The following is a 26,523-nucleotide window of genomic DNA, read 5'->3' as shown; positions in this document are numbered from 1 at the left end:
ACCCCCTACAACCCAGCCGAACACCGCGCCCTGCAAACCCTGCTCAACCCAACCCCACCAACCGGTTGACACAGGGCACTCCCGCCGAGGTCGCTCCGCTCCACCTGAGTGAGTGGTCACCCGCCGGGCCGGCCGAGGTGAGCCGGCGGAAACAGCCCGCCCGGTCCCACCACCGAGGTCGGCGGTGGTAGCCCAGGGCCGGCCGCGGCGCAGCGGGAGTTCGCCCGCTGCGCCGGCATGGTTGCCGAGGTGGCGGCCGGTCACCACCTCGGCAACCATGCCGGCGTCGGGGTGTCAGCCGCCGGCCATCGCGCCGACGATCAGGTACGGCTCCCGTCCGGCCGCGACCGGCGACGGCAGCTCGGCGTCGGGGTCGTCGTTGGAGTGGTCCTCCGCGCAGGCGAAGAAGCGCACCAGCGGCCGCCGCTTCCCGGTGCGGCGGTCGCGCATGGTTCCGACCAGCATCGGGAAACGCCCCTCGATCGCGTCGAGCACGGACCGCTGCGTCGCCACGCCGGCGACCTCGACCTCGACCTCGCCACTGACCCCGGCCAGGGCCCGCAGGTGCGCCGGCAGAATGACGCGGATCACGAGACGCCGCCGGGCGTGTAGAAGAGCGGAAGGACGACCCGGGTCACGAGATGCCGCCGGGCGTGCGGAAAAACTGGAGGACGACGCGGGTCACGAGATGCCGCCGGGCGCGTAGAAGAGCGTAAGACCCGGGTCACGAGATGCCGCCGGGCGTGTAGAAGAGCGGCCGAACGACGCGGCTCACGGCAGCACCTGGGCCTCGACCGACAGCACCGGCGGCAGGTCGCGGACGATCGGCGCCCAGGTGTCGCCGCTGTCGGACGACCCGTACACCTGGCCGCCCGACGTGCCGAAGTAGACGCCGCAGTCGTCGAGCGTGTCGACGGCCATCGCGTCGCGCAGCACGTTGACGTAGCAGTGCTGCTGGGGGAGGCCGGCGGTCAGCGGTTCCCACTCGTCGCCGCCGACGCGGCTGCGGTAGACGCGCAGCTTCCCGTCGGGGACGTAGTGCTCGGAGTCGCTGGTGATCGGGACGACGTAGACGGTCTCCGGTTCGTGGGCGTGCACCGCGATCGGGAAGCCGAAGTCGCTGGGCAGGTTGCCGCTGACCTCGCGCCACTGCCCGCCGGCGTCGTCGGTGCGCAGCACGTCCCAGTGCTTCTGCATGAACAACGTCTGCGGGCGGGTCGGATGCTGGGCCAGGCGGTGCACGCAGTGGCCGACCTCGGCGTCCTGGTCGGGGATGCCACCGCTGCGCAGGCCGCGGTTGATCGGCTGCCACGACTCGCCGGCGTCGTCGGTGCGGAAGGCCCCGGCGGCCGAGATGGCCACGAACATGCGCCGCGGGTCGGCGGGGTCGAGGATGATCGTGTGCAGGCAGAGGCCGCCGGCGCCGGGCTGCCACTGCGGGCCGGTCGGGTGGTGGCGCAGGGCGGTCAGTTCGGTCCACTCCCGGCCGCCGTCGGTCGAGCGGTAGAGCGCGGCGTCCTCACCGCCGGCGTAGACGGTGTCCGGGTCGGTCCGGGACGGCTCCAGGTGCCAGATGCGCTTGAATTCCCATTTGCGGGGCGTCCCGTCGTACCAGAGGTGTTCGCCCACGGCGCCGTGGTAGTCGAAGTCGTTGCCGACCGCGGCCCAGGACCGGCCGCCGTCGTCGGAGCGGTGGATGACCTGGCCGAACCAGCCGCCGGAGGCGGAGGCCCAGAGCCGGTCGGGATCGGCCGGCGACCCGGCCACGTGGTAGATCTCCCACCCGCCGAAGAACGGCCCGTCGACCGTCCAATCGGTGCGGGTGCCGTCGGCGGTCAGCGTGAACGCCCCTTTGCGGGTGCCTACGAGCAGTCGGACACGGTTCATCCAGAGAGTGTGCCCGCCCCGGACGTCGAGCGCAGCAGTTCATCCATTCGGGTCGCGTCCAGTGGGGCGGAGTAGAGGAAGCCCTGGCCGGACCGGCAGCCCAGCAGGGTCAGCTCGGCCGCCTGGGCCTCGGTCTCGACGCCCTCGGCGACGGTGTCCAGTTCGAGGATGCGGCCGAGCCGGATGACCGCTTCGGCCACCGCCGAACCGGCCGGTGTGCCGTCCAGCTCGGCGACGAAGCAGTCGTCCAGTTTGAGTACGTCGACCGGGAGCCGGGTGAGGTGGCGTAGCGACGAGTGGCCGGTGCCGAAGTCGTCGAGCGCGATGCGTACCCCATGACCGCGCAGTTCGGTGAGCCGGTCGACCAGTTCGGGCGCGTCGACGCAGGCGGTCTCGGCGATCTCCACGGTCAGGTCCCCGGGGTCGAAGCCGGTACCGGCGAGGACGGCCAGGAGCTGGTCGGCCGCGTCGTCGGCGTCGAGCTGGCGGGGCGAGAGGTTCACGGCGAGGCGTACGCCCGGCCACCGCACCGCCTGCGCGCACGCTTCGGCCAGCACCCAGTCGCCGATCGCACCGATCAGCCCGGACTGCTCGGCCAGCGGCAGGAACGCCTCCGGAAGCAGCCGCCCGCGTACCGGGTGATTCCAGCGGACGAGGGCCTCGACCTCGGTGATCTCTCCGGTGATGAGCGAGACGACGGGCTGGTAGGCCAGGCTCAGCTGCCCGTCGCGGATGGCGTCGCGCAGGTCGTCCTCGAGGGTCGTGACCGGTACGGCGGGATCGTGCATGCCGGCCACGTACGCGCGCCAGCCGCTCCGGTCGCGTTTGGCGTGGTACATCGCGGTGTCGGCGTGGCTGAGCAGGTTGCCGTCGGGCCGCGACGGTGTGGACAGGGCGATGCCGATGCTGCCCCCGGGCACGATGGCCACGTTGTTGATCTCGACCGGTTGGGCCAGCTCGGCCAGGACGCGGGTGGCCACCGAAATGGCGGCCTCGAGCCGGCCGATCTGGGTCAGAACGACGGCGAATTCGTCGCCGCCGAGCCGGCCGACGGTGTCCGAGCCGAGCACGCAGCGGTGCAGGGTGCGGGCGACGGAGGCGAGCAGCAGGTCGCCGGTCTCGTGCCCGTACACGTCGTTGACCTGCTTGAAGTGGTCCAGGTCGAGGTAGAGCACGGCGATTCCGGTGTCGGTGGCGGCCGCGGCGGCGGTGCTCTCGTCCAGGGTGCGCAGGAGTTCGGCCCGGTTGGCCAGCCCGGTCAGGGCGTCGTGGGAGGCCTCGTACGCGAGCCGGTCCTGGGCCTGCCGGCGTTCGGTGACGTCGCGGTGGTTGATCACCCAGCCGGACACCGCGGAGTGGGCGGTCATGTCCCGCAGCACCATCTCGTGCCAGCGCCAGTCACCGTCGGCGTGCTGCAGGCGTACCTCGGCTCGATGTTCTTCCCGGCCGTCGGCCAGCGCCGAGCGCAACCGGGCGACGTCGTCGGGGTGGACCAGCTGGTGGTAGTCGGTGTCGACCAGGTGGTCGGGGCGGTGGCCGAGGACCCGTTCCATGGCGGCGCTGACCGAGACGATCTTGCCGCTGCGGTCGACCACCACTGTCACGTCGGACGAGTCCTGCACCAGCGCCTCGTAGCGTTCGGCGCTGTGCCGTAACGCCCGGTCGGCTTCGGCCCGGATCCGGTCGGTCTCGTTCTGGGCCTGTTCGGTGAAGCGCCAGTAGACGATCTGCACCGCGCAGCAGCCGAGCACGAAGCCGCCGTGCACCGCGGCGTACTGGATGAACCGGACCGCGCTGGGCGGGTCGGAATAGAGCAGCGCCGGCGCGACGTGTCCGACCAGCAGGTGGTGCAGCACTACCAGCACGACCGACAGCGCCAGCGGCACCCAGTCCTGGTAGAGGCTGATCAGCCCGATCATCAGGAAGAAGGCGAAGTGCAGTTCGGTACGCCCGCCGCCGAGCGTCACGAGCAGCGCCGCCGCCAGCAGCAGCCCGAGCGACACCAGGAACGGGCCGAGCCGACGCCCGCGGACGAAGACGCTGCCGATGGCGCAGCAGGCCAGGGCCCCGCCCATCGCCGGCGCGGCCCAGGAGGCGTGCACCATGTCCTCGGGGCCGTGCGGTTCGGTCAGCACACCGACCATGGTCAGTATCGGGATCTGTACCCACAGCACGAGCCGGAGCGCGGCGTGCCGGGCCTGGAACGCCGCGTCCGACAACCGGACACGGGGCAACAGACCCGCCCGAAACGCTCCCACCGACTCTCCTCATCCACGCTGATTACTCCCCTGTTCGGCCGGTGCCGCCGGGAATTGAGAGCCGATCGCCGGGGATTGAGAGCCGATCGCCGGGGATTGAGAGCCGATCGCCGGGGATGACGGCGACGCCGAGGATCTCGATCAGGGCCTCGGGCTGCCACAGGCTGGTGCAGCCGATGCCGGCCATGGCCGGGTAGACCGGACCGGCCAGTTCGCGCCAGACCTGGCCGATCTGTTTGCCGTGGGCCTGGTAGCCGGGGATGTCGGTCAGGTAGATCGTGATCGACACCAGGTCGCCGGGTTCGCCGCCGGCCTCCCGCAGCGTGGTCAGGACGTTGGTGAACGCCTGCCGGAACTGCTCGACGATGCCGCCGGGGACGATCCGCCGGTCCGCGTCGAGGGCGGTCTGCCCGCCCAGGTAGAGCGTGTTGCCGGCCAGCGTGCCGTGCGAGTAGCCGCTGGGGCGGGGCAGCGTGCCGGGATTGATGGGGATGGGCGTCATGTCATTGACTTTATTTTACGGTCGTGAAAAATACGAGATATGGAGCCCGACCTCAGCAAGTACGTTCTCGAGGGCGACAACTCGATCTACCGGCTGCCCAGCGGCCTGGTCGCGCCGGTCGTGACGCGCGGCGGACAAGAGGACGGCAACACCGCCGACTCCGGTGGCGCGAGCCGCGTCTCGGGAGTGAGCATCCAGCACACGCCGGCCACCCGGCTGTGGTTCGGCAAGGTCTACAACGATCCCGGCTACCGCTCGGTCAGCCACCACCACGGCGAGGCCGAGACCGGTGGGTACGTGCTGTCCGGCAAGGCGCGGATCTACTTCGGCGAGCGGTTCGAGGACTACCTCGACATGGAGACCGGCGACTGGGTCTTCGTGCCGCCGTTCCTGCCCCACATCGAGTGCAACCGCGACCGGACCCGGCCACTGACCTGGCTGACCACCCGCACCCCGGAGAACATCGTGGTCAACCTGCCCGACGTGCCGGACGCCGACCTGCCGGGCTGGGCCGACCGGTGAGCACCTCCGAGATCGTCACCGCCGCGCTCACCCTGAAACAGATCGAACCCGACGTGTACGTGGGCACGACCCAACCGTGCCCGTGGCCCAAGGCGTACGGCGGTGACCTGGTCGGCCCGGCCACCGCCGCGCTGATGCGGTCGGTCGCCGACGACAAGAGGATCCACTCGACGCACAGCTATTTCCTGCGCCCGGCCGACATCGGTGCCGAGGTCCGCTACGAGGTGGAGCGGCTGCGCGACGGCCGCGGCTATGCCACGCGGCAGCTGCGCGCGTACCAGTCGGGCAAAGTCATCTACACCGCGCTGGCGTCGTTCCAGAAACCGGAGGCGGGCGACTCCTACACCAGCGCCTTTCCCGGTGACGTACCCGATCCGGGCGACCTGCCGACGTCGAGGGAACACCTGAGCGGGGCGGAAGCGACAGCGGCGACCGAATACTGGTCGGGCGGGCGGGGCTTCGACATGCGGCACGTACCCGATCCGATCTATCTCCGGGTCGGGAACCGGCAGCCGCGTCAGGCCGTCTGGGTGAAGCCGTTCGACCCGCTGCGCCCGGTCGACGGGCTGACCACCGAGCAACTGCACACCGCCGCGCTCGCGTACGTCTGCGACTACACGATTCTCGAACCGGTGCTCCGGGTGCTGGGCCGGCCCTGGGGCGAACCCGGACTGGTCACCGCCAGCCTCGACCACGCCATGTGGTTCCACCGCGGCGGGCCGGTCGACGACTGGCTGCTCTACGTCCAGGACGCGGTCGCCGCCGACACCGGTCGCGGCCTCGGCACCGGGCGCTTCTTCACCCGCGACCGCCGGCACCTGGCCACGGTCGCCCAAGAGGGGATGATTCGTACGTCCTGAGAGGACCCGCCGTGGAGCGATCCGCGCACGTCGACACGTTCACCCGCGACCACCTGCCGCCCGCGCACCTGTGGCCCGAGATCGAGTTCACCCTGCCCGCCCTGCGGTACCCGGCCCGTCTCAACGCCGCCACCGAGCTGATCGACGTGCCGGCCTCCCGCGGGCCGGAGCGCCCGGCCCTGCTCACCCCGTCCGGCGACGTCTGGACCTACGGCGAGCTGAGGTACCGGGCCAACCAGGTGGCGCGGTTCCTCACCGAGGACCTCGCCCTCGTGCCGGGGCAGCGGGTCCTGCTGCGCTCGCCCAACAACCCGTGGACCGTGGCGGCCTGGCTCGGCGTGCTCAAGGCCGGCGGTGTCGTCGTGACCACGATGGCGGCGCTGCGGGTGCGTGAGCTGGCGCCGGTCGTACGGCGTACCCGACCGGCCTTCGCCCTGGTTGATGACCGGTTCCTGCTCGACCTGGCGGTGCCCGTGGTGCCGTATTCCGCGCTGCGTCGAGGCGCGGAGGCGAAACCGGGGGATTACGAGAACGTCGACACCGCCGCGGATGACGTCGCGCTGCTCGGGCCCACCTCCGGCAGCACCGGCGAGCCCAAGGTCACCATGCACTTCCACCGCGACTTGCTCTCCATCGACAACACGTTCGGCCGCGAGGTGCTCCGGCTGCGACCGGACGACGTGGTCGCCTGCTCGGCCCCGCTCGCCTTCACGTTCGGGCTGGGTTCGCTGGTCGTGTTCCCGCTGCGGGCCGGCGCCACCGCGCTGCTGACCGAGGCGACCACCCCGGTGCAACTGGCCGAGCTGGTCGAACGGCACGGCGTCACGGCCCTGGCGACCGCGCCCACGGCGTATAAGACGATGCTCCGCGAACACCGGGACCAGCAGCTGGGCGGCTTGCGGGTCGCGTTGTCGGCGGGCGAGCACCTGCCCGTGGTGACCTGGGAACGGCTGCGCGACCGGCTCGGCCTGCGGGTGATCGACGGGATCGGGACCACCGAGCTGCTGCACATCTTCATCTCCGCGGCCGGCGACGACATCCGCCCCGGCGCCACCGGCCGTCCGGTGCCCGGCTGGCGGGCCACCGTCCTCGGGCCGGACGGCACCGCACTCGGACCGGGCCAACCTGGCCGGCTCGGCGTCATCGGACCGGTCGGTTGCCGCTACCTCGACGACGAGCGGCAGGCCGCGTACGTCGACAACGGCTGGAACGTCACCGGCGACACCTTCCTCGCCGACGACGACGGCTACCTCTATTACCAGTCGCGGACCGACAACATGATCGTCTCGTCGGGCTACAACATCGGCGGCTATGAGGTCGAGTCGGCCATCGACACCCACCCCGACGTGCTGGAGAGCGCGGCGGTCGCCCGACCGGACAGCGAACGCGGCTCGGTCGTCTGCGCCTTCGTCGTGCTGCGGCCGGGCGTGACCGGCGACGCCGCGCTGGTCAAGGACATCCAGAACCACGTCAAGCAGCTCCTGGCCCCGTACAAGTACCCGCGCGACGTCCGGTTCATCGAGGCCCTCCCGCGCAACGCCAACGGGAAACTCCAGCACTTCCGGCTGCGGGCGATGCTGTGAAGGTCGCGGTCATCGGCGGCGGCCCGGGCGGGCTGTACTTCGCCGCGCTCATGAAGCAGCTCGACCCGTCGCACCGGATCACGGTGTGGGAACGCAACGCCGCCGACGACACGTTCGGCTTCGGCGTGGTCTTCTCCGACGAGACGCTGGGCGGCATCGAGAACGCCGACACCGAGTTCGCGGGCGCGATGGCCGACCGGTTCGCGCGCTGGACCGACATCGACATCCACTTCCGCGGGGTCACGCACACCGTCGGCGGGCAGGGGTTCGCGGCGATGAGCCGCCAGGAACTGCTCGGCCTGCTTCAGCGGCGGTGCCACGCGCTCGGCGTGACCATCCACTTCTCCGCCCCGGCGCCGCCCGACCTGGCCGAGACGCACGATCTGGTGGTGGCGGCCGACGGCGTCAACTCGGCGACGCGCTCCGAACACTTCGGACTCACCCGCGACGAACGCCGCAACCGCTACATCTGGCTCGGCACCGACCGGGTCTTCGAGGCGTTCCAGTTCTTCATCAAGGAGACGCCGTGGGGGATCATGCAGGTCCACGGCTACCCCTACTCGGATCGGCGCTCGACCTTCATCGTCGAGATGCACGAGGACGTCTGGCTGCGCGCCGGAGGTCACGACCTCAGCGTCGGACGGCTGAGCGAGATCTTCGCCGGCGAACTCGACGGTCACCGGCTGCTGGACAACAAATCCCGGTGGATCAATTTCACGACGGTACGCAACGAGCGCTGGCACCACGGCAATCTGGTGCTGGTCGGCGACGCCGCGCACACCGCGCACTTCTCGATCGGCTCGGGCACCAAGCTCGCCATGGAGGATTCGCTGGCCCTGGCGGCGTGCCTGCACGAGCATTCCGAGATCAAAACCGCACTTCACGCGTACGAGGAAGAGCGCCGGCCGGTCGTCGAATCGACGCAGCGGGCGGCCCAGGCGTCGCTGGAGTGGTTCGAGAACATCGGGATGTACGCCGGCCAGGAACCGGCCCGGTTCTGTTTCAACCTGCTGACCCGGTCGCGCCGGATCACCTACGAGAACCTGCGCACCCGCGACCCCGCGTTCGCCGACCGGGTCAACGCCGCCTTCGGCCGGGTCGAGGCGCCGGCGATGTTCCAGCCGTACCGCCTGGGTGATCTCGATCTGAAGAACCGGATCGTCGTGTCACCGATGGACATGTACTCCGCCGTCGACGGGATCCCGGACGACTTCCACCTCGTCCACCTCGGCTCCAAGGCGATGGGCGGCGCCGGCCTGGTGATGACCGAGATGGTGTGCGTGTCGCCCGAGGGCCGGATCACGCCCGGCTGCACCGGCATCTGGACCGACGAGCAGCGCGACCACTGGACCCGGATCGTCGCCTTCGCACATGCGCGTAGCTCGGCCCGGATCGGACTGCAGATCGGGCACTCCGGGCGCAAAGGATCGACCCGGCTGATGTGGGAGGGCATGGACGAGCCGCTGCCCGACGGGAACTGGGACGTGATCGGGCCGTCGGCGCTGCCCTACGGCCCCGGCTGCCACGTGCCCCGGGAGGCGACGCGGGCCGACCTCGACCGGGTCGTCGCCGACTTCGTGGCCGCCGCCCGGCGCGGGGCCGAGGCCGGGTTCGATCTGCTCGAACTGCACTGCGCGCACGGCTACCTGCTGTCGTCGTTCCTGTCACCGGTGGCCAACCGGCGGACCGACGAATACGGTGGCCCGCTGGCCAACCGGCTGCGGTTCCCGCTCGAGGTGTTCGACGCGGTCCGGGCCGTGTGGCCGGCCGGGCGGCCGATGAGCGTACGCATCTCGGCCACCGACTGGCTCGACGACGGCACCACCGAGCACGACGCCGTCGGGATCGCCCGAGCCTTCGTCGCCCACGGCGCCGACGCCATCGACGTGTCGACCGGCCAGGTCGCCCAGCACGAGCGGCCCGCGTTCGGCCGGTCCTACCAGACGCCGTACGCCGACCGGATCAAGCACGAGGTGCCCGGGGCCACGGTGATCGCGGTCGGGGCCATCGCCTCCTACGACGACGTGAACTCGATCCTGCTGGCCGGCCGGGCCGATCTGTGCGCTCTCGGGCGTACCCATCTCTATGACCCGCAGTGGACCTTGCACGCGGCCGCCGAGCAGGAGTATCGCGGGGCCGACTGGCCGGTGCAGTTCCGGCCCGGCAGCCGCAAGCCGCCGTCGGCCCGCACCGACGCCGTCCGCCCGCGCCTCCACCTGCTGCGCCCCGACCGTGCCGAGGACGACACCCACGTGCGCTGGCGGCCGCCTCCGATAGGCTCGTGATCATGGCGGTGGACGCCCGCGTCTCCCAGTTGATCCTGACGATCTTCGCCCTGTACGCCCGGACCGAACACAACTGGCTGTCGGTGGCGTCGGTGGTCCGCCTGATGTCCGACGTCGGCGTCGACGCCCAGCCCACCCGCAACGCCGTCTCCCGCCTGAAACGCCGAGGCGTCCTGGCCGGTTCCCGCTACGACGGCGCGGCCGGCTACGCCCTCGACGGCCCGACCCTGGAGATGCTGGCCGAGGGTGACCGCCGCATCTTCCGCCGGGCCCGCGCGTCCCCCGGCGACGGCTGGGTGATGGTCCTCTTCTCGGTCCCCGAGTCCGAACGCGACCAGCGCCACGCCTTGCGAACCACTCTGACCCGCCTCGGCTTCGGCACGGTCGCCTCCGGCGTCTGGGTGGCCCCCCAGCACCTGGCCGACGAGACCCGCCACACCCTCGAGCGCCGCGGGCTGTCCGGCTACGTCGACATTTTCACCGGCGACTACGTGGCCTTCGGCGACCCGCGCATCAAGGTCGCCCAGTGGTGGGACCTGTCCGACCTGACCACCATGTACGCGGACTTCCTCCGCCGCTACACCCCCGTCCGCGACAGTCCCCCCACCACCGGCCCCGACGCCTTCCGCCTCTACATCCCGATGCTGACCGAGTGGCGCCGCCTGCCCTTCCGCGACCCCGGCCTGCCACTGTCCCTGCTCCCATCCGACTGGAACGGCGAGACCGCGGGCGCCCTCTTCGACGACCTGAACGCCGCCCTCAGCGACCTCGCCGGCAAACACGCCCACGAGGCCATCCACACCTGAGCCGTGTGCCGCAGCTTCTGGCCCCCGGCCGGCTTGCCGGCGCCGCTCGCGCTCAGGCGCGGGGCCGATCCTGGTTCGCCAGGCGTCCAGCCTGCTCTCTCGCCGTCCCTGCCGCCCCGCCCAAGCCGCGCTCAGCGCGGTGCTCGCGCCGGAGGGTGGGACGGACTCGACGGTCAGCGGTTGAGGTGGGTGCGGAGGAGGCGTTGCAGCGTGCCGCGGACGTCGGCGGCCGGGATCAGGTCGACCAGGGCGCGGACGATGTAGGGCTCGGGCTGGCGGTCGGCTGCGACCAGGCCGATGCGGGAGCCGCCGGAGCGGCCGCTCAAGGGGACCACGCGCATGCCGGACGGGACGCCGAAGGTGTGCAGCCAGGCGTGGGCGATGACGCTCGACCAGCGGCGGGTGGCGATGTGGGCGTAGAGGGCGTCGACCGTGTCGGTCTCGACCGCGGGGGCGGGGACGGGGCCGTGGGCGGCGAAGAGGCCGTCGATGATGCGGCGGTTGCGCATGCGCGGGGTGAGCAGGACGAGCGGCAGCTTGGCCACGTCGGGCCAGGTCACCGCCGGGCGTTCGGCGAGTGGGCCGGAGGCGGGAGTGAGTAGCAGGTAGCGCTCCTCGTACAGGGGAAAGGTTTTCATGCCGACCAGGGTGTCGTCGTCGAGGTAGGTGAGGGCGACGTCCAGTTCGAAGCCGGCGAGCTGGGCCGCCACCTCGCGGGAGCTGAGCGAGGTCAGCGTCACCCGGATCTCGGGATGCCGGGTGCACAGTGGCGTGGTCAGCAGTGACGCCGCGGTCAGGGCCGTGGGGATGGCGCCGAGGCGCAGGGTGCCGGTGAGTTCGCCGCGCATCGAGGCCAGGTCCTGCTGCAGGGCGGTGGCTCCGGCCAGGATGCGGTGGGCCCACAGCAGCACGCGTTCGCCCTCGGGGGTCAGGCCGGCGAACCTATGGCCCCGCCGGACGATCTGCACGTCGAGTTCCCGTTCCAGTTTGCGGATGGCGGTGGACAGCGACGGCTGGGAGACGTGGCAGGCGGCGGCCGCGCGGGCGAAGTGGCGTTCACGGGCCAGCGCGACGAGATATTCGAGCTCTCTCAACAGCACCGTCTGTGACATACTGCATACAGTAGACCACCAGGAGGTGTCTCGTGTCACAGATATCGACCGACGTCTACGGGCGTCGCTACCGGGTCGGTGAGTCGGACGTCGAGCTGCTCGGGCGGCCGCGGATCTGGATCAGGAGGGCGGCCTGGGCGTCGATGGCCGCGGTCAGCCTTTTCCAGTACGGGTACGCCGCGGCGCTGCCGGCCTTCGTCGAGCTGAACGGCTGGACGACCCGGCGCGCCCTGCTCGTCCTCGCGGTCTGGGTGTTCTGCCAGGCCGGCTCGGCGGCTCCGGCGGCCTGGCTCTATCGCCGCTCCGGCCGCAACCCGGAACTCCTGCTCCTCGTCGCGGCGGCCCTCTGTGCCGCCGGCCTGATCTCCCTCGCCCATGAGAACAGCGGTTACGGGTACGCCATCTACGGCGGCCTGGGAACCGGCCTGGCCTATGTGGTCAGCATCGGTGCCGTGACCGAGTGGTTCCCGGAACGTATCGCCTCGGCCAGTGGTGCGGTGAGCGGTGCCTTCGGCTACGGCGCGCTTCCGTTCATCCTGATCGCCGGGTTGACGGTGAACAGGGTCATGCTCGACGTGACGGCGGTCGTGGTGGCGGTCGTGCTGGTGACCGCCGCCCTGCTGATCCGCCGTCCGCCTCCGCACTGGTGGCCGTCCCACCTGGATCCACACCGGTGGGCGGTGGACCGCAGCCTCAACAACAGCATTCCCAACAACCGTCCCGCCCTGCGCCACTTCTCCTTCCGGGCGGCTCTCAGGTCCGGCGTCCTGCCCGTCCTGTTCGTGGTCGTGGTGCTCACCTCGGTCATGGCCTTCTTTGACATCGCGATGCTGGCGACCGGACGCTGGCCCGCGGTGTCGATCGCCGTCCTGGCCGTGTCGACGGGGCTGGGCCGGTGGCTGAGCAGCCGCCTGTCCGATCGCCTGGGCCGCCGCCGCACCCTCGCGCACGCCCTCATGGTCGGCGCCCTGGCCCAGTTCGTCCTGCTCGCCTCGCACGGGAACCCGATCGCGGTGGTGCTCGCCGGCTTCGGCACCGGGGCCGGTTACTCGCTCTTGATCGGTCTGGTCCGCGACTGGTTCGGCGACGAGGCCACCCTCTCCAACTACGGCGTCGTCTACACCGGCAAGGCGGTCGGCGGCGTCCTCGGCATCATCCTCGCGACGGGCCAGAACGCCTGGGCCGTCGCCGGCGGTCTCGGGCTGGTTGCTGCCCTGTTGGCCTATCGTCTGCGCCAGCCCGGCCGCCCGTTGCTCACCCTGCCGCGTTGAGCGGAGGCGCAAAAGCGCGCTGACCTGCGTACCCGCGGCCATTCAGCTCTTCTATCGATGTCTTTCAAACACACTCTGGACACATGGCTGTTACATGCGACAACATACTGACTACGAAATACGGTATGCAATCCAACCACTACTCAGGTCCGTCGTTGGGGCACCGCATTCGTCTCCGCGACCCGTTCAGCGTCGTACAGGAGGATCACGATGACCAAGGCACTCGAGGGCATTCGCGTTCTCGACATGACCCACGTCCAGTCCGGACCGTCGGCGACCCAGATGCTCGCCTGGCTCGGCGCGGACGTGATCAAGCTGGAAGCCCCCGGCCACGGCGACATCACCCGGAGCCAGCTCCGCGATCTACCCGGCGTGGACAGCCTCTATTTCACGATGCTCAACTGCAACAAGCGCAGTATCACGCTGAACATGAAGAATGACCAGGGCAAGGAGGTCTTCACGAAGCTGCTGTCCGAGGTGGACGTGCTCGTGGAGAACTTCGGCCCCGGCGTGGTCGACCGCTTCGGCTTCCCGTGGGAGCGGCTGCAGGAGATCAACCCCCGGCTGGTGTACGCGTCGATCAAGGGTTTCGGCCCCGGCCGGTACGCGGGCTTCAAGGCCTACGAAGTGGTGGCCCAGGCCATGGGCGGCGCGATGAGCACCACCGGATTCGAGGACGGGCCACCGACCGCCACCGGCGCGCAGATCGGCGACTCGGGCACCGGCATCCACCTGGTCGCCGGCATCCTGGCCGCGCTGCTGCACCGCACCCAGTCCGGCCGGGGACAACGGGTGCAGGTCGCGATGCAGGACGCGGTGCTCAACCTGTGCCGGGTGAAGCTGCGCGACCAGCAGCGCCTGGCCCACGGGCCGCTGGGCGAGTACCCCAACGAGAACTTCGGCGACGAGGTGCCACGGTCGGGCAACGCGTCCGGTGGCGGACAACCCGGCTGGGCGGTCCGATGCGCGCCGGGCGGCCCGAACGACTACATCTACGTGATCATCCAGCCCACCGGGTGGGCGCCGATCGCCGAGCTGATCGGCCGCCCCGAGCTGGCCGACGACCCCGAGTGGAGTACGCCCAAGGCGCGGCTGGACAAGCTCGACAAGGCGTTCCAGCTGATCGAGGAGTGGACCTCCAAGCACACCAAGTGGGCGGTGATGGAGGAGCTCAACGCGCACAACATCCCGTGCGGCCCAGTGCTGTCCACCCGGGAGCTGATCGAGGACGACACCCTGCGGATGCTCGGGTCGGTCGTCTCGGTCGAGCACCCGGAACGCGGCACCTTCAAGACCGTCGGGTGCCCGATCAAGCTGTCCGACTCCCCGGTCGACGTCGAGCGGTCACCGCTGCTCGGCGAGCACACCGAGGAGATCCTCGCGGAGATCGGCTTCGAGGGCCGGGCCGCCGAACTGCGCGCCGCCGGCGCCATCTGAGGAGGCCTTTCTCATGGACAAGATCAAGGTGCAAGAGATCCTCGACCAGGTCGCCGCGGACGGCCGTTCGTCGCTCACGGCTCCGGAGGGCCGGGCGGTGGCTGAGGCGTACGGGATCAGCACGCCCGCCGAGGGCCTGGCCACCAACCCGGACCAGGCCGAGAAGCTGGCCCAGGCCATCGGCTTCCCGGTCGTCATGAAGATCGTCTCGCCCGACGTGCTGCACAAGACCGAGGCCGGCGGCGTGATCGTCGGGGTCGGCAGCCTGGCCGAGGTCGGCTGGGCGTTCGAGAAGATCCTTTCTTCGGTACGAGAGCACGTGCCCGGCGCGGACATCCGCGGTGTGCAGATCCAGAAGCAGCTCGGCGGCGGTCACGAGGTCATCGTCGGGGCGGTCACCGACCCGAGCTTCGGCAAGGTGGTCGCCTTCGGGCTGGGTGGCGTGCTGGTCGAGGTGCTCAAGGACGTCACGTTCCGGCTGGCCCCGGTTACCCGGGAAACGGCGGCGTCCATGCTCGACGGCATCGCCGCGGCCGAGATCCTGCGCGGGGTACGCGGGGCCGAGCCGGCCAACCGCGAGCTGCTCATCGACCTCGTCGTGCGGGTGTCGCAGCTGGTCACCGACTTCCCGCAGCTGGCCGAGGTCGACCTCAACCCGGTGCTCGCCACCGGTGACTCGGCCGTCGCGGTCGACGTACGCATCATCGTCGACCCTGCCGCGGCCGAACGGCCCGCCACCTTCACCACCGAGCAGATCCTGACCGCGATGAACCGGATCATGAAACCGGCCGCGATAGCGGTCATCGGCGCCTCCGCCGAAGCCGGCAAGATCGGCAACTCGGTGATGAAGAACCTGGTCAACGGTGGGTACGCCGGCCAGATCTACCCGATCAACCCGAAGGCCGACGAGATCGGAGGCCACAAGGCGTTCAAGTCCATCGCCGACGTGCCCGGCGACGTGGACGTGGCGGTGTTCGCGATCCCGGCCAAGTTCGTGCCGCAAGCCCTGGACGAGGCCGGCGCCAAGGGGGTGGCCGGCGCGATCCTCATCCCGTCCGGGTTCGCCGAGACCGGCAACCAGGAACTGCAGGACGAGGTGCTGGCCATCGCCCGGCGGCACGACGTACGCATCCTCGGGCCCAACATCTACGGCTACTACTACACGCCGGAGAACCTGTCGGCCACGTTCTGCACGCCGTACAACGTACGCGGGGGAGTGGCTCTGTCCTCGCAGAGCGGTGGCATCGGCATGGCCATCCTCGGGTTCAGCCGCTCGTCCGGCATGGGCGTCTCGGCCATCGTCGGCGTCGGCAACAAGGCCGACATCGACGAGGACGACCTGCTCACGTTCTTCGAGCACGACGACAACACCAACCTGGTGGCCATGCACCTGGAGGACCTCAAGGACGGGCGGGCGTTCGCCGACACGGCCAAGCGGGTGTCGGTACGCAAGCCGATCGTGGTGCTCAAGGCCGGCCGCACCGACCAGGGCGCGAAGGCGGCCGGCTCGCACACCGGCGCGCTGGCCGGCAACGACAAGGTCTACGACGACATCCTGCGCGAGAGCGGCGTGATTCGGGCGCCAGGCCTCAACGACCTGCTCGAGTACGCCCGCGGCGTGCCACTGCTGCCCACGCCCACCGGAGAGAACGTCGTCATCATCACCGGCGCCGGCGGATCGGGCGTGCTGCTCTCCGACGCCTGCGTCGACAACGGCCTGAAACTGATGGAGATCCCGGCCGATCTCGACGCGGCCTTCCGGGCCTACATCCCGCCGTTCGGCTCGGCCGGCAACCCGGTCGACATCACCGGCGGCGAACCACCGTCCACCTATCGCAACACGATCGCGCTCGGTCTCTCCGACGAGCGGGTGCACGCGCTGATCCTGGGCTATTGGCACACGATCGTGACGCCGCCGATGACCTTTGCCGAACTGGTCGTCGACGTCGTCGAAGAATTTCGCGCCAAGGGCATTCACAAGCCGATCGTCGCCAGTCTTTCCGGTGACGTCGAAGTGGAAGAGGCCAGTGCGTATCTGTATCGGCACGGCGTCGTCGCTTATCCGTACACCACGGAAAAGCCGGTGGCGGTCCTCGGTGCCAAATATCGCTGGGCCCGCGCCGCGGGCCTGATCACCCACCCGTAACGAGCGAGCTGCCGCCCCACGCCTCAACGTCGAACGGCAGCTCAAGGAAGCACAGCCCGGTCTGGACCTTGCCCGTCGCAGACCACGTATCTCTGTCCTTCAAGGAGGCTCAGTCATGGTCTCGACACCAGACCGCCCACCTGCCGAGAATTCTATCTCGAATGGAAGAACCGGCAACGCGACAAACACCACAGTAAACGGCTACCGCGAGATCATTGACGGGAACGGCCGGACCTATCGGCTGGGCGAGACCGACCGGGAAATTCTCGGGCGATCGCGCCGGTGGATGGTGTTTCTGCCGTGGATCGCGATGATGGCGATCAGTTCGTCGGAGTACGCGTTCTCGTCCACCGACGAAACCCTGTCTGAAGCGCACGGCTGGCACGGCGCGCACATCTTCTGGCTGCTCGGCGTGTGGGTGCTGTTCCAGGCGGCGGTCGCGTTCCCGACCGGCAAGCTGCGCGAGAGCGGCCGGCTGTCGGCCCGGGCGGCGATGCTGTGCGGCGCGGTCGGCACCGTGCTGGGCTACCTGGCCCTGGCGTACGCGCCGAACGTGATCGTCGCGTACATCGGCTTCTCCGTCCTCGGCGGCACCGGCGCCGGCATGGTCTACGCCACCTGCGTGAACATGGTCGGCAAGTGGTATCCCGAGCGCAAAGGCGGCAAGACCGGGTTCGTCAACGGCGGATTCGCGTACGGGTCGGTGCCGTTCATCTTCATCTTCACCAACTACATGGATACCAGCAACTACGGTGGCACGCTGACCTGGATCGGCTTCCTGCTGGCCGCGTTCGTGGCGGTCACCGGGATCTTCTTCCGGGACCCGCCGAAGAACTGGTGGCCGGTGCACGTCGACCCGCTCAAGGTGGCCGACGACCCGCGGGTGCGGCGTTCGCTGTCCAAGAACCCGCCCGCCGTCAAGCAGTACACGCCGCGTGAAGCCGCGCGTACCCCCGTGCTCTATCTCATGTGGTTCTGCCTGTTGATGACGGCCGGCGTGAACATCTTCGGCATCGCGTTCCAGGTGCCGTTCGGCAAGGAGATGGGCTTCGCCGGCGGCATCGTGGCCCTCGCCATGAGCCTCAAGGCCGTGGTCAACGGCACCGGGCGCGGCGTGATCGGCTGGATCTCGGACCGGTTCGGCCGCCGGCAGACCCTGACCATCGTCTGCGTGATCCTCGGCCTGGCCCAGTTCGCCGTCTACCTGTCCGGCTCGATCGGCAACATGCCGCTGTTCCTGCTCGCGTCGATGATCTCCGGCTTCGGCGGCGGCGCGATCTTCCCTCTGTTCGCGGCCATGACCGCCGACTACTTCGGGGAGAACAACAACGCCTCCAACTACGGCATGGTCTACAGCTCCAAGCTGGTCTCCGGGCTGGTCGGGTCCGGGCTGGGCGCGGTGGTTGTGGCGGCCTGGGGCTACGGCGGCGCGTTCGTGCTGGCCGGCTGCATCGGCCTCTTCACCGGCATCCTGTCCCTGCTGCTCAAGCAGCCCGGCCGGGGCAGCCGGGCGGCCGAGGCCGAGGCCGTCCCGATGACCCGCGCGACCGTCGCCTGAGGTGGTCCCGTCCAGTGGTAGCCCCGGGCGGTATCCGCCGCGCGGGCAGCGCTCAGGGCTACCACTTCGGTTGGCGGTGGCAGGGCCGGGCGGTTTTCGCGCGGCGGGCAGCGCTCAGGGCTACCACTTCGGTTGGCGGTGGCAGGGCCGGGCGGCTTTCGCGCGGCGGATGTCGCCCGGGGCTGCCACTGGGGGTTTCGTTTGGGTGTGGGTTCGCATACTGTATACAAGACTTCAGGGAGGGAGGCGGCGTGCGGATCGCTGTTCTCGGCGCCGGCGCCATCGGCGCGTATGTCGGAGCGGCCCTGCACCGGGCCGGAGTGGAAGTCCACCTGATCGCCCGCGGCGCGCACCTCGCGGCGATCCGGCGCGACGGCGTCCAGGTGCGCAGCCCGCGGGGCGATTTCACCGCCCGGGCCCGGGCCACCGACGACCCTCGCGAGGTGGGGCCGGTCGACTACGTGTTCCTCGGGCTCAAGGCACACGCGTACGCCACGGCCGGCGCCCTGGTCGCCCCGCTGCTCGGCCCGCACACCGCGATCGTCGCCGCGCAGAACGGCATCCCGTGGTGGTACTTCCACGGGCTCACCGGCCACCCCCTCGAGGGCCGGCGGATCGAGTCGGTCGACCCGGGCGGCGCCACCACCGCCGTCCTGCCGGTCGACCGGGCGATGGGCTGCGTCGTCTACTGCTCGACCGAGATCGAGCGTCCCGGGGTGATCCGGCACCTCGAAGGCACCCGCTTCTCCATCGGCGAACCCGACGGTACGCGCTCCGAACGCTGCCTGGCCTTCGCCTCGGCGATGGTCGAGGGCGGTCTCAAGTGTCCGGTCGAGACGAACATCCGCGACGACATCTGGATCAAGCTGATGGGCAACGTCGCGTTCAACCCGCTGAGCGCGCTGACCCGGGCCACGCTGGCCGACATGTGCGGCCACCCGGGCGCTCGCGAGCTGGTCGCCGAGATGATGCGCGAGACGGTCGCGGTGGCCACGGCGGCCGGTTGTGAGCCGTCCATCTCGGTCGAGCGGCGCATCGACGGCGCTGCCCGGGTCGGCCACCACAAGACGTCGACCCTGCAGGACCTGGAGGCCGGCAAGGAACTCGAACTCGAGGCGATCATCGGCGCGGTGGTCGAACTGGCCGACATGACCGGCGTCCCGGCCCCGACCCTGCGCAACGTCTACGCGGCCGTCGACCTGTTGGCTCGCACGGTCACCGCCCCGGTCGGTGCCCGGTGAACCCGTCGTCGGAGGATCGGGTCCGTCGTCGCGGCCGGCGGGAGGCGGCGCCGAGTCCGGCCGCACTGGTCGACCCTGCCATCGCGGAACCCGTGCGCGCGGCGGTGGCCGCGTGTCGCGAGCAACGCGGCAACCTGCTGCCGATCCTGCACGAGATTCAGCGGACGCTCGGGCACGTGCCCGCCGACACCGTGCCGGTGCTGGCCGAGGAGCTCAATCTGTCCCGGGCCGAGGTCCATGGGGTGATCACCTTTTACCACGATTTCCGGGCCGCGCCGACGGCCGGGCACCAGGTCAAAATGTGCCGCGGCGAGGCGTGTCAGGCGGTGGGCGCGGAGGAGTTGTTCGCCGCGGCGCCGGTGGTGTGCGGGCCCGGCGCGAGTGTCGAACAGGTCTTCTGCCTGGGCAATTGTGCGCTGGGGCCGTCGGCCGTGGTCGACGGTCGCCTGCTCGGGCGGGTTGACGCGGACCGGCTGCGATCGGCTTTGGAGGGTGCGTCATGACCACGGTTCACGTCCCACGGGATTCGGCGGCCCGCTCAGTCGGTGCCGACGAGGTGGCCGCCGCGATCCAGGCCCACTACCCCTCTCTGACGGTCGTGCGCAACGGGTCGCGCGGCCTGCTCTGGCTCGAACCACTGGTCGAGGTGGACACACCGGCCGGCCGGGTGGGCTTCGGCCCGGTAACCCCGGCCGACGTGCCCGGCCTACCGCTCCTTGCTCTGAGCACAAATGCGCATCACTCGCCGGGGGTCGGGCCGGTCGCGGAGCCCGAGCCGCTCCTTGCTCTGAGCACAAATGCGCATCACTCGCCGGGGGTCGGGCCGGTCGCGGAGCCCGAGCCGCTCCTTGCTCTGAGCACAAATACGCATCACCCACTGGGGATCGGGCTGGTCGAGGAGCACGAGTGGCTGGCCGGGCAGCAGCGGGTCACGTTCGCGCGGATGGGAGTCACCGACCCGCTGTCGCTCGACGACTATGTCGCGCACGGTGGCCTGGCGGGACTGCGGCGAGCGCGGGCCATGACGCCGGCCCAGGTGGTGGCCGAGGTGACCGAGTCGGGCCTGCGCGGCCGCGGCGGCGCCGGATTCCCGGCCGGTGTCAAGTGGAAGACCGTGCTGGAATGCCCCGGCGACCTGAAGTTCGTGTGCTGCAACGCCGATGAGGGGGACAGCGGCACGTACGCCGATCGCATGGTCCTCGAAGGCGACCCGTTCATGCTGATCGAAGGCATGGCCATCGCCGCCCACGCGGTCGGCGCGAGCGAAGGCTACATCTACATCCGCTCGGAATATCCGGATGGCGTGGCGGTCATGCGTGAGGCCATCGGCCGGGCCGCGGCCTGGCTCGACGGGTTCCGGCTGGAGGTGCGGGTCGGCGCCGGCGCGTACATCTGCGGTGAGGAAACCTCCATGCTGGAGAGCCTGGAGGGCAAGCGGGGCATGGTCCGGGCCAAGCCGCCGATCCCGGCCTTCGAAGGGCTGTTCGGCCGGCCGACAGTCATCAACAACGTGCTCACTCTGGCGACCGTGCCGACGATTCTGGCCGGCGGCGCCGAGGCCTATCGGGAGCTGGGCGTCGAACGGTCCCGGGGCACCCAGGTGTTCCAGCTGGGCGGGAACGTCGCGCGCGGCGGGATCGTCGAGACCGCGTTCGGGATCACGCTGGGCGAGCTGGTCGAGGGGTACGGCGGCGGCACGCGGTCGGGGCGCCCGGTGCGGGCCGTGCAGGTCGGCGGGCCGCTCGGGGCGTACGTACCCACAGATGATTTTGATCTGCCGATGGACTACGAGGCGTTCGCCAAGGCCGGGGCGATGCTCGGGCACGGCGGCATCGTGGTCTTCGACGACTCGGTCGACATGGCCGCCCAGGCCCGCTTCGCGTTCGAGTTCTGCGCGGCCGAATCGTGCGGCAAGTGCACGCCGTGCCGGGTCGGGGCGGTGCGCGGCGTCGAGGTGATCGACCGGATCCGGTCCGGCGTCGACCGCGACGAGAACCTGGCCGTGCTCGAGGACCTGTGCGAGCTGATGACCGACGGCTCGCTCTGTGCCATGGGCGGGCTCACCCCGATGCCCGTACGCAGCGCGCTGACCCATTTCCCGGACGACTTCGAAGCGAGGCAACCGTGACTCTGCTGAAGGAACCCGACCACGGGACACCGGAACGCGAAGGGCCGGCGACCGTGACCGTCGAGGTGGACGGCCTGCCGGTCGTCGTACCCGAAGGCACCTCGGTCCTGCGCGCCGCGTCGCAGGCGGGTGTGAGCATTCCCAAGCTGTGCGCCACCGACAGCCTGGAGGCGTTCGGGTCGTGCCGGCTGTGTGTGGTCGAGATCGACGGCCGTCGCGGCACCCCGGCCTCGTGCACCACGCCGGTGACCGACGGGATGCGGGTCAGCACCGAGACGCCCCGCCTGCAACGGCTGCGGCGTGGGGTGATGGAGCTCTACATCTCCGACCACCCGCTGGACTGCCTGACCTGTTCGGCCAACGGCGACTGCGAGCTGCAGGACATGGCCGGTGCGGTGGGTCTGCGGCAGGTTCGCTACGGGTACGAAGGGAAGAACCACCTCGACGCGCCCAAGGACACCAGCAACCCGTACTTCGACTTCGACGCCTCCAAGTGCATCGCCTGCTCACGCTGTGTCCGCGCCTGTGACGAGGTGCAGGGCACGTTCGCGCTGACCATCGCCGGGCGCGGCTTCGAATCGACGGTGTCGCCCGGCGCCGGCGGCTCGTTCATGGAGTCCGAGTGCGTCTCCTGCGGGTCGTGCGTGCAGGCCTGCCCGACGGCCACGTTGCAGGAGAAGTCGGTGGTGCAACTCGGCCTGCCGTCGCGCACGGTGATAACGACCTGTGCGTACTGCGGCGTGGGTTGCTCTTTCAAAGCCGAACTGCGCGGCAACGAGCTGGTGCGGATGGTCCCGTACAAGGACGGCGGCGCCAACGAGGGCCATTCGTGCGTGAAGGGCCGCTTCGCTTTCGGGTACGCCGGCCATCCCGACCGCAAGCTCGAACCGATGGTCCGCGACACGATCGACGAACAGTGGCGCGTGGTGTCGTGGGACGAGGCGATCGGCACTGTCGCCCGGCGGATGCTCGACATCCAGCGTCGGCACGGGGCCGGCGCGATCGGCGCGATCTCGTCGTCCCGCTGCACCAACGAAGAGGTGTTCGTGGTGCAGAAGATGGTCCGGGCCGCCTTCGGCAACAACAACGTCGACACGTGCGCGCGGGTGTGCCACTCGCCGACCGGCTACGGGCTCAAACAGACCTTCGGAGAGTCGGCGGGTACGCAGGACTTCAAGTCGGTGGCCCAGGCCGACGTGATCATGGTGATCGGCGCCAACCCGACCGACGGGCACCCGGTCTTCGCGTCCCGGATGAAGCGCCGCCTGCGCGAGGGCGCCAAGCTGATCGTGGTCGACCCGCGGCGCATCGACCTGGTCCGCTCGCCGCACATCGAGGCGGCCTACCACCTGCCGGTCCGCCCCGGCACCAACGTGGCCGTGGTCAACGCGATGGCCCACGTCGCGGTGACCGAGGGGCTGGTGGACCGGACGTTCGCCCTCGAACGCTGCGAGGACTTCGACGGCTGGGCCGAGTTCATCGCCGGCGCCGAGCACAGCCCGGAGGCGGTCGAGGCGATCACCGGTGTTCCGGCGGCCGACCTGCGCGGGGCGGCCCGGCTCTACGCGACGGCGGCCAACGGCGCCATCTACTACGGCCTCGGCGTCACCGAACACAGCCAGGGGTCGACCATGGTCATGGGCATGGCCAACCTGGCCATGGCCTGCGGGAACATCGGGCGGGACGGGGTCGGCGTGAACCCGCTGCGTGGCCAGAACAACGTGCAGGGCTCGTGCGACATGGGCTCGTTCCCGCACGAGCTGCCCGGCTACCGCCACGTGTCCGACCAGGCCGTCCGCGGCGTCTTCGAGAAACTCTGGGGCCGCGACATCGAACCCGAACCCGGGCTGCGCATCCCCAACATGTTCGACGCGGCGATCGGCGGCAGCTTCCACGGGCTGTTCGTGCACGGCGAGGACATCGCCCAGTCCGACCCCAACCTGCGGCATGTGAGCGCCGCCCTGCACGCGATGGAGCTGGTCGTCGTCCAGGACCTGTTCCTCAACGAGACGGCGAAGTTCGCGCACGTGTTCCTGCCCGGCGCGTCGTTCCTGGAGAAGGACGGCACGTTCACCAACGCGGAACGGCGGATCAACCGGGTACGCGCGGTGATGCCGCCGCGCACCGGCAAGCACGAGTGGCAGATCATCTGCGAGATCGCCACCGCGATGGGCTACCCCATGGGGTACGACCACCCAAGTCAGATCATGGCCGAGATCGCGTCGGTGACTCCGACCTTCGCCGGCGTCTCGTTCGAGCTGCTCGACAAGCTGGGCAGCGTCCAGTGGCCGTGCAACGAGAACGCGCCGGCCGGCACCCCGGTCATGCACATCGGCGAGTTCGTCCGGGGCAAGGGCAGGTTCGTGCGTACGGAGTACGTACCCACCGAAGAACGCACCACCCGCCGCTTCCCGCTGGTCCTGACCACCGGCCGGATCCTGAGCCAGTACAACGTCGGCGCGCAGACCCGGCGCACCGGCAACGTCGCGTGGCACCCCGAGGACCTGCTCGAGGTGCACCCGCACGACGCCGAGGACCGCGGCATCACCGACGGCGACCTGGTCACCCTGACCAGCCGGGTCGGCGAGACGACGCTGCACGCCCGGGTCTCCGACCGCATGCCGGTGGGCGTCGTCTACACCACCTTCCACCACCCGGTCACCGGCGCCAACGTGGTCACCACCGAACACTCCGACTGGGCCACCAACTGCCCCGAGTACAAGGTGACCGCCGTCCAGATCGCACTCACCCGGCCGATCCATGTCTGAGCGTCCCGGCACCGTGCCGGCCGAACAGCGCATGATCAACGACATCTCGCGGCAGTTCCGCCACTTGCCACCCGGCGAGGCGGCCGAGGCGATCGCCGCGCACGTCCGCCGGTTCTGGGACCCGCGCATGCGGTCCCGCCTCCAGACCCTCGTCGACCAGGCCGCGCCCCTGGACCCCCTCGCCATCGAGGCCGCGCGCCTCGTCCGCTGACCCTCAGTGGTAGCCCCGCCCGGTGCGCCCGCCCCGCATCCCGTTCCCGCCTACCACCGACCCCCTCAGCGGTAGCCCTGGGCGGTGTGCATGCCGCGCATGCCGTTCCTGGCTACCACCGACCCCCTCAGTGGTAGCCCTGGGCCGAGTGTGCTTCCCGGCTACCACCGAACCCCTCACTGGTAGCCCTGGGCGGTGTGCATGCCGCGCATGCCGTTCCTGGCTACCACCGACCCCCTCAGCGGTAGCCCTGGGCGGGATGGGGGCCCGGACACCGCCTGGGGCTACCACTTCGACGTCACCTCGCGGGAGAGTCATGTTGCTCAAGCCTGGAACCGACTGGCCGACTGTGTACGCGCGCTGCCGCGAGGTGGCGCCCGAAGCGTTTCAACCCGGAGGGCTCGCCAACTTCTGGGGCGGGCTGTGGCGGATCGGCGGTGCCACGACACCGGGCGTGTCCCCGGTGGACGGCGCCGAGATCGCCGGGGCGCCGGCCGTCGACCAGCTGACCGCCACGGCGGCCGTGCGGGCGGCGTACGACCAGCATCGCCCCTGGGGTGACACCCCACTCAGCGTGCGAAAACAACGGGTCGCCGCCGCCCTCGACGCCCTGGGCGAGCATCGCGAGCTGCTGGCGCTGCTGCTGGTCTGGGAAATCGGCAAACCGTGGCGGCTGGCCACCGCGGACGTCGACCGCTGCATCGACGGCGTGCGGTGGTACGTCGAGGAGATCGACCCGATGCTGGCCGGCCGCACCCCGCTGCCCGGGCCGGTGACCAATATCGCCAGCTGGAACTATCCGATGAGCGTGCTCATGCACGCCATGCTGGTGCAGGTGCTGGCCGGCAACGCGGCGATCGGCAAGGCGCCCACCGACGGCGGGGTGAGCTGCCTGACGCTGGCGGTCGCGCTGGCCGCCCGCGAGGGACTGCCGCTCACGCTGATCAGCGGCAGCGGGGCCAAGCTGTCCTCGGTGCTGGTCGGCGCGCCCGAGGTGGGGTGCGTGTCGTTCGTCGGCGGGCGCGACGTCGGCGGGCAGGTGGCGGCGCGGCTGGTCGACAGCGACAAGCGGCACGTGCTCGAGCAGGAGGGGCTCAACTGCTGGGGTGTGTGGGAGTTCAGCCAGTGGGAGCTGCTGTCCGGGTTGGTGCGCAGGTCTTTCGAGTACGGGAAACAGCGCTGCACCGCGTACCCCCGGTATGTCGTCCAGCGCCGCCTCTTCGATGCGTTCCTGGCGGCGTACCTGCCGGCCATCCGCGAGGTCCGCTTCGGTCATCCGCTCGCGGTCTCCTCCGTCGAAGATCAACTTCCTGATCTCGAGTACGGGCCCCTCATCAACCACGCCAAGGCCAAGGAACTCAACGACGTGGTGTCCGAGGCGATCGCCCGCGGCGGCGTCCCGTTGCACCGGGGCTCGCTCGCCGACGGCCGGTTCCTCCCCGGACAGCCGACCGACGCATACCTGCCGCCGGTCGCCCTGCTGGCCCCGCCGCGTTCGTCGCCGCTGCACCACGCGGAGCCGTTCGGTCCCGTGGACACCATCGTGCTGGTGGACACCGAGGCCGAGTTGCTGGCCGGGATGAACGCCTCCAACGGCTCGCTGGTCGCCTCGCTCGCCTGCGACGATCCGGTGCTGGCGGCGCGGCTGGCGGCCGACGTGCAGGCGTTCAAGGTGGGCGTCAACCGGCCGCGGTCCCGGGGCGACCGCGAGGAGGTCTTCGGCGGGCGGGGTGCCTCGTGGCGTGGTGCCTTCGTGGGCGGGCCGCTGCTCGTGCACGCGATGACGACGGGCGACGAGCCGTTGTACGGCAACTTCCCGTCGTCGGCCCGCTTCCCGTCCGATGTGTAGGGCCTGGCAGGTGATGCGTATTTGTGCTCAGAGCAGCGGCAGGGCCTGGCGGGTGATGCGTATTTGTGCTCAGAGCAGCGGCAGGGCCTGGCGGGTGAT

General features: G+C 70.3%; 20 protein-coding genes. 15 read left to right on the top strand and 5 right to left on the bottom strand.

Going from position 1 to position 26,523, the window contains the following annotated elements; translation table 11 throughout:
- Positions 1–294 precede the first annotated feature (294 nt).
- The 4 genes from ACGFIO_RS33355 to ACGFIO_RS33340 form a co-directional block, all read right to left on the bottom strand.
- Positions 295–591, bottom strand: coding sequence for a MoaD/ThiS family protein (locus ACGFIO_RS33355; protein WP_392832475.1), 297 nt, complete (start codon positions 589–591; stop codon positions 295–297).
- Positions 592–771: 180 nt separating this feature from the next.
- Positions 772–1,887, bottom strand: a complete 1,116-nt coding sequence (locus ACGFIO_RS33350) for a WD40/YVTN/BNR-like repeat-containing protein (RefSeq protein WP_392832472.1) — start codon at positions 1,885–1,887, stop codon at positions 772–774.
- Positions 1,884–4,145, bottom strand: coding sequence for a putative bifunctional diguanylate cyclase/phosphodiesterase (locus ACGFIO_RS33345; protein WP_392832470.1), 2,262 nt, complete (start codon positions 4,143–4,145; stop codon positions 1,884–1,886). The genes ACGFIO_RS33350 and ACGFIO_RS33345 overlap by 4 nt, the downstream gene beginning before the upstream one ends.
- 22 nt (positions 4,146–4,167) lie before the next feature.
- The gene (locus tag ACGFIO_RS33340; RefSeq protein ID WP_392832467.1) at positions 4,168–4,647 is read right to left on the bottom strand and encodes a RidA family protein; all 480 of its coding nucleotides are present in this window, start codon (positions 4,645–4,647) and stop codon (positions 4,168–4,170) included.
- 39 nt (positions 4,648–4,686) lie between these two features.
- Here ACGFIO_RS33340 and ACGFIO_RS33335 point away from each other — a divergent pair, with 39 nt between their 5' ends.
- The 5 genes from ACGFIO_RS33335 to ACGFIO_RS33315 are packed head-to-tail and all read left to right on the top strand — an operon-like array spanning position 4,687 to position 10,703.
- Positions 4,687–5,169, top strand: coding sequence for a cupin domain-containing protein (locus ACGFIO_RS33335; RefSeq protein WP_392832465.1), 483 nt, complete (start codon positions 4,687–4,689; stop codon positions 5,167–5,169).
- A complete protein-coding gene (locus ACGFIO_RS33330) occupies positions 5,166–6,029 on the top strand; it encodes an acyl-CoA thioesterase (protein ID WP_392832463.1) in 864 nt (287 codons plus the stop codon). Before ACGFIO_RS33335 ends, ACGFIO_RS33330 begins: the two co-directional genes overlap by 4 nt.
- Positions 6,030–6,040: 11 nt before the next feature.
- Positions 6,041–7,612, top strand: a complete 1,572-nt coding sequence (locus ACGFIO_RS33325; protein WP_392832460.1) for an AMP-binding protein — start codon at positions 6,041–6,043, stop codon at positions 7,610–7,612.
- A complete protein-coding gene (locus ACGFIO_RS33320) occupies positions 7,609–9,897 on the top strand; it encodes a bifunctional salicylyl-CoA 5-hydroxylase/oxidoreductase (protein ID WP_392832458.1) in 2,289 nt (762 codons plus the stop codon). The genes ACGFIO_RS33325 and ACGFIO_RS33320 overlap by 4 nt, the downstream gene beginning before the upstream one ends.
- A gap of 2 nt (positions 9,898–9,899) precedes the next feature.
- The gene (locus tag ACGFIO_RS33315; protein WP_392832455.1) at positions 9,900–10,703 is read left to right on the top strand and encodes a PaaX family transcriptional regulator C-terminal domain-containing protein; all 804 of its coding nucleotides are present in this window, start codon (positions 9,900–9,902) and stop codon (positions 10,701–10,703) included.
- A gap of 173 nt (positions 10,704–10,876) precedes the next feature.
- Here ACGFIO_RS33315 and ACGFIO_RS33310 read toward each other — a convergent pair whose 3' ends face one another.
- Positions 10,877–11,815 carry a LysR substrate-binding domain-containing protein gene (locus ACGFIO_RS33310; RefSeq protein ID WP_392832452.1) on the bottom strand — a complete coding sequence of 313 codons (939 nt, stop codon included), beginning with the start codon at positions 11,813–11,815 and terminating at the stop codon, positions 10,877–10,879.
- Positions 11,816–11,847: 32 nt separating this feature from the next.
- On the opposite strand from ACGFIO_RS33310, the gene ACGFIO_RS33305 reads away from it, so the two are divergent.
- The 10 genes from ACGFIO_RS33305 to ACGFIO_RS33260 all read left to right on the top strand — a co-directional run bounded on the left by ACGFIO_RS33305 (position 11,848) and on the right by ACGFIO_RS33260 (position 26,424).
- Positions 11,848–13,086: an MFS transporter gene (locus tag ACGFIO_RS33305; RefSeq protein ID WP_392832449.1), complete on the top strand. Its 1,239-nt coding sequence runs from the start codon at positions 11,848–11,850 to the stop codon at positions 13,084–13,086.
- Positions 13,087–13,296: 210 nt separating this feature from the next.
- Positions 13,297–14,523: a formyl-CoA transferase gene (gene frc / locus ACGFIO_RS33300; RefSeq protein WP_392832446.1), complete on the top strand. Its 1,227-nt coding sequence runs from the start codon at positions 13,297–13,299 to the stop codon at positions 14,521–14,523.
- A 13-nt stretch (positions 14,524–14,536) separates the two neighbouring features.
- Entirely contained in the window at positions 14,537–16,669 is a 2,133-nt protein-coding gene (locus tag ACGFIO_RS33295) for an acetate--CoA ligase family protein (protein WP_392832444.1), read from the top strand.
- Between the two features lie 286 nt (positions 16,670–16,955).
- Complete coding sequence (locus tag ACGFIO_RS33290; RefSeq protein ID WP_392832442.1) at positions 16,956–18,227, top strand: OFA family MFS transporter; 1,272 nt, start codon at positions 16,956–16,958, stop codon at positions 18,225–18,227.
- Positions 18,228–18,478: 251 nt separating this feature from the next.
- Positions 18,479–19,468, top strand: coding sequence for a 2-dehydropantoate 2-reductase (locus ACGFIO_RS33285; RefSeq protein ID WP_392832439.1), 990 nt, complete (start codon positions 18,479–18,481; stop codon positions 19,466–19,468).
- Entirely contained in the window at positions 19,465–19,971 is a 507-nt protein-coding gene (locus ACGFIO_RS33280; protein WP_392832436.1) for an NAD(P)H-dependent oxidoreductase subunit E, read from the top strand. The genes ACGFIO_RS33285 and ACGFIO_RS33280 overlap by 4 nt, the downstream gene beginning before the upstream one ends.
- Positions 19,968–21,596, top strand: a complete 1,629-nt coding sequence (locus tag ACGFIO_RS33275) for a formate dehydrogenase beta subunit (RefSeq protein WP_392832434.1) — start codon at positions 19,968–19,970, stop codon at positions 21,594–21,596. The genes ACGFIO_RS33280 and ACGFIO_RS33275 overlap by 4 nt, the downstream gene beginning before the upstream one ends.
- On the top strand, positions 21,593–24,364 hold the full coding sequence (gene fdhF / locus ACGFIO_RS33270; RefSeq protein WP_392832431.1) for a formate dehydrogenase subunit alpha: 2,772 nt from the start codon (positions 21,593–21,595) through the stop codon (positions 24,362–24,364). The genes ACGFIO_RS33275 and fdhF overlap by 4 nt, the downstream gene beginning before the upstream one ends.
- On the top strand, positions 24,357–24,575 hold the full coding sequence (locus ACGFIO_RS33265; protein WP_392832429.1) for a formate dehydrogenase subunit delta: 219 nt from the start codon (positions 24,357–24,359) through the stop codon (positions 24,573–24,575). Before fdhF ends, ACGFIO_RS33265 begins: the two co-directional genes overlap by 8 nt.
- A 316-nt stretch (positions 24,576–24,891) precedes the next feature.
- Positions 24,892–26,424, top strand: a complete 1,533-nt coding sequence (locus ACGFIO_RS33260; RefSeq protein ID WP_392832426.1) for an aldehyde dehydrogenase family protein — start codon at positions 24,892–24,894, stop codon at positions 26,422–26,424.
- The last annotated feature ends 99 nt before the right edge of the window (positions 26,425–26,523 follow it).

The sequence above is a fragment of the Actinoplanes sp. NPDC049265 genome (genome assembly GCF_043197135.1).
Classification (GTDB): Bacteria; Actinomycetota; Actinomycetes; order Mycobacteriales; family Micromonosporaceae; genus Actinoplanes.
This window is presented reverse-complemented; position numbering and strand designations above follow the sequence as displayed.